General features: G+C 37.3%; 7 protein-coding genes. All 7 read right to left on the bottom strand.

From position 1 onward, the window contains the following. Nucleotides 1–179: 179 nt before the first annotated feature. Genes truA through glmU form a run of 7 tightly spaced genes read right to left on the bottom strand, consistent with a single transcriptional unit; the run spans nucleotide 180 to nucleotide 6,552 of the window. Nucleotides 180–911, bottom strand: a complete 732-nt coding sequence (truA, locus tag CVS84_RS09325; RefSeq protein ID WP_107692048.1) for a tRNA pseudouridine(38-40) synthase TruA — start codon at nucleotides 909–911, stop codon at nucleotides 180–182. Continuing rightward, nucleotides 911–1,939, bottom strand: a complete 1,029-nt coding sequence (locus CVS84_RS09320) for an LptF/LptG family permease (RefSeq protein WP_107692047.1) — start codon at nucleotides 1,937–1,939, stop codon at nucleotides 911–913. The genes truA and CVS84_RS09320 overlap by 1 nt, the downstream gene beginning before the upstream one ends. Beyond that, entirely contained in the window at nucleotides 1,932–2,720 is a 789-nt protein-coding gene (locus CVS84_RS09315; RefSeq protein ID WP_107692050.1) for a prepilin peptidase, read from the bottom strand. Before CVS84_RS09315 ends, CVS84_RS09320 begins: the two co-directional genes overlap by 8 nt. 7 nt (nucleotides 2,721–2,727) lie before the next feature. Beyond that, nucleotides 2,728–3,399, bottom strand: coding sequence for a polyprenyl diphosphate synthase (uppS, locus tag CVS84_RS09310; protein WP_107692046.1), 672 nt, complete (start codon nucleotides 3,397–3,399; stop codon nucleotides 2,728–2,730). Nucleotides 3,400–3,402: 3 nt separating this feature from the next. Further along, nucleotides 3,403–4,089 (bottom strand): hypothetical protein, encoded by a 687-nt coding sequence (locus tag CVS84_RS09305; RefSeq protein WP_107692045.1) that lies wholly within the window; start codon nucleotides 4,087–4,089, stop codon nucleotides 3,403–3,405. Then, nucleotides 4,086–5,258: a bifunctional phosphopantothenoylcysteine decarboxylase/phosphopantothenate--cysteine ligase CoaBC gene (coaBC, locus tag CVS84_RS09300; RefSeq protein WP_107692049.1), complete on the bottom strand. Its 1,173-nt coding sequence runs from the start codon at nucleotides 5,256–5,258 to the stop codon at nucleotides 4,086–4,088. Before coaBC ends, CVS84_RS09305 begins: the two co-directional genes overlap by 4 nt. Further along, nucleotides 5,245–6,552: a bifunctional UDP-N-acetylglucosamine diphosphorylase/glucosamine-1-phosphate N-acetyltransferase GlmU gene (gene glmU / locus CVS84_RS09295; protein WP_107692044.1), complete on the bottom strand. Its 1,308-nt coding sequence runs from the start codon at nucleotides 6,550–6,552 to the stop codon at nucleotides 5,245–5,247. Before glmU ends, coaBC begins: the two co-directional genes overlap by 14 nt. Nucleotides 6,553–6,659 lie beyond the last annotated feature (107 nt).

Raw genomic sequence — 6,659 nt, 5'->3', positions numbered from 1 at the left:
TTTAAAAAGTGACCGGTTAAAAGTCCCTCGATCTTGCCGCCAAGTGGGCAGGCTTTAGGTGAGTCAGAGTGGATCTTAAAAAGTTTTTCTTTATCATTTACTGCGTTAAAAATTTGAAGGAGGGTTAGGATTCTCTATTTAATATTTTAAGTAAGCTTACTATCAAATATTCTAAATACCTAGTTAAATTTATAAAAAACTCTATTTAGATAAAGTCCTTCAGCTGGAGCTGGGATACGAGTTAAGGCAAGGTGTCCATTAAGTGAAGCATTGATGAGCTCACCACCATCTTTTATACTTAAAGCTTTAAGCAGATTTGCAACCATAAGCCGTACTTGAGCGCGTAAAAATCCATTCGCTTTAAAAACGATGATAGTTTTGTTTTTGTATTCATAGCAAAATGCCTTAAAAATTTCTCGTACTGGGCTTTTTGTATCACTTCCTGTTTTCATATAGGAGCTAAAATCATGCTCGCCAACAAAATTAGATAAAATTTCATTTGCTTTTTTGATATCAAATTTTGGCAAAAAGATTTTATAGTTTGAGCTAAAAACATCAAATTCTCCATGATCTATAATGTATCTATAAGACCTTGCTACGGCGTCAAATCTTACTTGAAAATTTTCATTAACTAAATTTATACGTTTTATATGAATATTTGGGTGGGCATGGTGGTTGATTAGCTCTTTTAAGTGCTCTAAATTTTTAAAATGATCGCCACAAATTACGCTTGAGCTTTGATTTATCGCATGGACGTTTTTGTCTGTACGTGAGCTAGAGACTATTTTTTCAAATATTCCAACGTGAGCTAGAGCACGTGAGAGCTCATCTTCTACGCCATTTTCATGCGGCTGAGTTTGCGAGCCTTGGAATTTGGAGCCATCGTAGCTATAAATTAGTTGGATTTTCATTAGTATCTTCGCATGATTTTGGCTTTAAAAAGCAAAATTCCTGCCAATAAAAAGACGAAAAATATTAGCGGAATCGCAAAAGCTGGCTTTGATGAAAATAGCATTATGAGCGTAAAATACCCAAACAAAACGCCAAAGGTGCCCACATAGACCATGCCCTTTTCGTATCTATACGTGACGATACCAAGGCTGATCGCAAAGAGCGTGCTTGCAAGCGGAAATAGTGCAACAAGCACATATGTGCTAAGGTCTTTTCTTCTTTTTTCACTACTATTTGCCTCAGCCCAGTACTCTTTGATGCTGCCTATATCGCTTATCTCTTCACTTTGGGCAGTCCTTATCTTCATAGATTTGAAGTTACTTTGATGATAAATTTCATCTTTTATGTCATACATTTTTCCATCTGCTAAAGAGAGTTCAATGCTTTGATTTGTATTAGTGATCTTTGCATTTTTAGCAGTGATTAAGCGTTGGGAGTCTTTAATGTAAGGATTAAACATCACAATATCTTTATAAGTAGTGCCGTTGTTATCTTGCATTTCACTACCCACATAGACCATCCAGTCAGAGAATTTTTGTCCAAACTGAGTTGGCTTTAAATTTAGCTTAGCAACCGTCTTTTTGTAGTCGATGAAATTTGCATTTAGCTGGGCGGCTATTGGTATCATGATGATGGCAACTACCAGCAAAGCGGTACTTAAAAGGGCTGAAAATGCTAAAAAAAATCTTGCTATTTTATTTGGTGAGCCACCAAGCGTAAAAATAACGATACTTTCATTCTCTTTTGATAATCTAAAAAGAGTCATCGCAAGTGATACAAAAAATGCGATAGGCACGACAAAAAGTAGTACGCGTGGAAGCATAAATGAGTAGAGTTTAAAAAGCTCGCCAAAACTGATTTCAATGTAAGAAGTAATGCGCGCGATCTGGATAAAAAATACGATCGACATGATCAAAAAAAGCGTACTAAATAGCGATGCAAAAGTTCCTAGGAAGTTAAACAAAAGATATCTATTCACTCTACTCATAAATAAACCTTAAAATTTCTAAAATTTGCTCTTTAAAAGCGTATGTAATAAGTAAGCCAAGACTTAAAAACGGTACAAAGGCTAGCTCGTAGCTCTTTTTGCGAACGACCGCATAGACTGGAAGTGTAAAAAGTGCTGCAAGATAGATCGCCACTAGAGCCAGTTTGGCTGGTAAGATAGCTCCTATGATCGCTACTATAAAGATATCTGCACTACCCATCGCTTCTTTTTTTATGGCAAAACTTACGACAAATCTAAGCACCCAAAAGATAAGTGCAAAAAGGAATAAATTTAAAATTTGGGCAAAATTTCCTTTAAATATAAAAAGCATCAGAGCGTAGATAAATGCGAAAAATAGCGCCGCAAAAAGAAGAGGATCTGGCACAGCTTTATATCTTATGTCTATGGCGCTAAGAGCTAGCAACATAACAAAGCAAAGCCCTAGAAATAGTGCGTAAAGCAGAGTTTCTATGCTTAAAATTTCGCCACACTCTTTAAAAAAACAGATCAAAAAAAGTATCCCAGAAATTAGTTCAATCACTGGATAGATGGGGCTTATTTTTTGCTTGCAAAAGGCGCATTTGCCGCCTAAAAATAGCCACGAAAAAATTGGAACATTGTGATAAAAATTTAGCTTATGATCGCAGTTTGGGCAATGAGAAGCTGGAAAATTTATACTTTCATTTCGTGGCAAGCGATATATCAGTACATTTGAAAATGAGCCCACGCAAATACCCAAAACAAAAGCAAAAACGGCAAAAAAGATGACTAAATTATCCATTATCTCGCTAAACTCCGCCAAATCTTCGCTCTATGTTTTTAAATTTACTAACGATATTTGCAAGCTCATCCTTGCTAAAGTCAGGCCAAAGTGTGGGTGTAAAAAATAGCTCTGCATAGTTTGCTTGCCAAAGCATGAAATTTGAAAGCCTGCTCTCGCCACCAGTTCTAATGAGAAGATCCACCGGCTCACTCTCATCAAGTGCTGCATTTAGGCTCGCTTCATTTATATCAGTGCCTTCTAAATTTAGCTTTTTTACAGCCCTTACGATCTCATCTTTTGAGCCGTAGTTTATTGCCAAATTTAAAAGCAAATTTGTATTTTCTCGTGTTGCGTTTTTGGTGATCTCTATCTCGCTTTTTAGCTCATCGCTAAATGGCGAAATGTCGCCTATTGTATTAAATTTGATCCCATTTTTTATAAAATCATCACACTTTAAAAGAAGAAATTTCTTAAGTAAATTTATCAAAAAATCAACCTCTTTTTGCGGTCTTTTCCAGTTTTCAGTACTAAATGCATAAAGACTTAAAATTTTCACTCCATTATCGATACAAAATTCGCACATATCGCTTATTACATTTGCTCCAGCTTCGTGCCCATTTGTCCGTAAAAATCCACGTTTTTTAGCCCAGCGTCCATTTCCATCCATGATAATAGCAAGGTGGTTTAATTCATTCAATCTTTAGCCTTTTATATCAATAATTTGTTCTTTTTTGCTCCAAAGAGCACTCACATTTTGCACTGTTATGTTGGCGCTAAATTCTCTTTTTAACAAGCTAGCTACATTATTAAATGGAGTCGTGATCTCGTATAAAACTTCATCTTTAAATTTAAAAATAAGTGGAGCAAAATTTGAAAATATTAAAAAAATTTTCATATCACTCTTCTCTTTTTTTAGCTGAAAAACGCCGTTTATGCCATTATAAATAAATGGTATATGCACGACATTTTCTTGCAGAGCAAAGAGCATTTTCGCTAGCACTTTCATCTCGTCTTTTGTCTTAGCTTCACTTAAACTTTTAAATAAATGGTCATAAAACCACGATAAATTCTCATTTTCTATCAAATTTTCGATAAGATTTAGCCCATCAGCCAAGACATCTTCGTCTAAAATTCTTGGCTTTTCGTATAAATTTTTTATGACGATATTTTCGCCCTGGCTTTGCACCTCTCCCCAGTATTTCGAGCCTACGTTTAGCTCTTTTGCGCTTTTTGTGTTTAAATTTCTATTTGCAAAATTTAAAATGTATCTGTTAAAACCGATCTTTTGGCTTACTAAGATACTAAGCGGAAGTGACGAATTTATCGCTACTAACGGAGAATTTGCATTTTTTGCTATCTTTTGAATGCGAGAAATTTTCTCTATCATAAATTTGCTGCTAGCTCCACGATATGTCTTGCGATCTCGTCTTTTGCGGCAAGCGGCAGCAAAGTTTCACTATTTTTCGTGATGAAATTTACCTCATTTTGCTCGCTTGCAAAGCCATTTTTCTCACCCAAGATATTTAGGCAAACTGCGTCAAGCCCCTTTTGCTCTAGCATTGCTCTGGCATTTTTGTGTGCGTTCTCACTTGAGATTTCAAGCTTAAAGCCGATCTTTTTACATTTAAACTCTTTTAAGCTTTGCAAAATATCGACATTTCTCTTTAGACTTAAGCTTAAAATTTCGCCAATGTCCTCTTTTTTTATCTTGCCATCAATTTTTGTCGGTACAAAATCACTCACTGCAGCACACATTACAAGCAAATTTGCACTCTCACACTCGCTCTTGCAAAGCTCTAAAAGCTCACTGCTTGAGCTAAATTTAAGGCACTCAAACGGCTCGTTACTAGTTTCAAAGCTAGCAAGCAGTTTTACCTCCGTACCTGCGTAGAAAAAGGCTCTAGCCAAGGCTCTTGCCATCTTGCCACTTGAGAAATTTGTAATGGCTCTAACATCATCTATCTTTTCAGTCGTTGCGCCACCAGTGATCACTACTTTTTTACCTGCAAAAAGAGGCTTGTTAAGCTTTTTTATCGCCGCTTCAACTATTACTTCAGGGCTTGCAAGACCACCCTTGCCAACATCTCCGCAAGCTAGAGTTTTAAGAACCGGCTCAACTATTAAAGCGCCGTTTTTCTTTAAAATTTCAAGCGAGTTTTGCGTAGTGAAGTGCTCTATCATATTGTTATTTGCAGCTAGTGCGACAACCAAAGGTACGTGCGAGGCGGCGATTAGCGTTTGCATAAAGACATTGTCACAGATGCCAGCTGCTAGCTTATTTATCGTATTTACAGAGGCTGGAGCGATGAGAACTAGATCCATTTTAGAGTAGGATATGTGATTTACACCATCTTGCCAGTTTTGCGTTTGTGAGCTTAAAATTTTATGCTCACTTAGCGCTTCAAAGCCGCTTACACTACAAAATTCAAGCGCTCCATCACTTAAAGCCACATAAACATCAGCGCCTTGCTTTTTAAGTAGCGATAAAATTTCGAATGCCTTATAAAAGGCGATACTGCCGCAAACGGCAAGTAAAATTTTCTTATTTTTTAACATCATCTTTGCCAAAGAATTTCTCAAAAAAGCCGCTTTTGTTCTCTTGTCTAGCTCTGCTAATCGCTAGCGCTCCACTCTCAACATCTTTTGTGATGGTGCTACCTGCTGCGATGATGACATTATCAGCAATATTTACAGGGGCAACTAGCTGCGTATCTGAGCCAACAAAGACGTTTTTGCCGATCTTTGTTTTGTGTTTTGCTTTGCCGTCGTAGTTGCACGTGATTGTGCCACACCCGATGTTTGTGCCACTTTCTATCTCGCAGTCGCCAAGATAGCTCAAATGTCCAGCTTTTACGCCGCTAAGAACGCCCTTTTTAACCTCGACAAAATTTCCTATATGCGTGTCAGAAATTTCAGAATTTGGCCTGATGTGAGCTAGTGGGCCGATGTCTGAGTTTTTGATGACGCTGCTTTCTATCACTGATGAGCTTTTGATGATGCTCTCGGTGATGACGCACTCGCCAAGGATACTGACGTTTTCTTCTAGCACGCACTCGCCTTCAAATTTAGCCCTGCTGTCTATGAAAATGCTCTCAGGCATGCGCATCAAAACGCCAGCTTTCATCAAATTTTGTTTGATCTCATCTTGCATGATTTTTTCAGCGATGCTTAGCTGAAATTTATCATTTATGCCCATAAAATTTTGCTCATTAACATTTACTGCAACGCACTTTAAGCCCTTTTCATTTGCTATTTTTATGGCGTCCGTTAAATAGTACTCTTTTTGCGCGTTTTGGTTGCTTATGAGCGGTAAAATTTGCTCTAGTGCCTCGCGTTTAAAGCAGTAGCAGCCAGCATTTACGCTTTTTATGGCAAGTTGCGCTTCGCTCGCATCTTTTTGCTCGACGATGGCCTCAACTTTGCCGTTTTTTATGATAACTCTGCCGTAGCCAAAAGGATTTGCTGCTTCAAATGAGCTCATAACCACGTCAGCTTCAGCATTTGCTAGACGCATTAGATCGGTTGATTTTACAAGAGGCATATCGCCACAAGTTACAAGCACCTTTTCGCCGCTTAAATTTACGCTTTTTATCGCTCCAGCAGTGCCTGGGAAATTTGCTAGATCTTGCTCAAAAATTTTAGTTTGAGGAAAAATTTCTTTTATCTTTTTGCTAATTAACTCTTTTTCGTAGTGAAGCACGACACTAACGTCATTTGTGATCGCATAAGCTTGCTTTAAGATGTGAATGATCATTGGCTCACCGCAAAGTTCAAATAGGACTTTTGGACGTTTTGATTTCATTCTGGTGCCAAGACCAGCCGCTAAAATTATGATTGAAGTATTGTTCATTTTTAAGCCTTTTAACGTTAAAAATTTCGCAGATTGTAGCAAAAAATGGCAAACATTTTTTTTAATTTAACGATTGTTTCAACAAAAAGCTAATAAAATAGCAATTC

This window comes from Campylobacter concisus (genome assembly GCF_003048575.1).
Lineage (GTDB): Bacteria > Campylobacterota > Campylobacteria > Campylobacterales > Campylobacteraceae > Campylobacter_A > Campylobacter_A concisus_U.
Note: the sequence above shows the minus strand (reverse complement) of the source record. Positions and strands in the feature narration are given on the sequence as shown.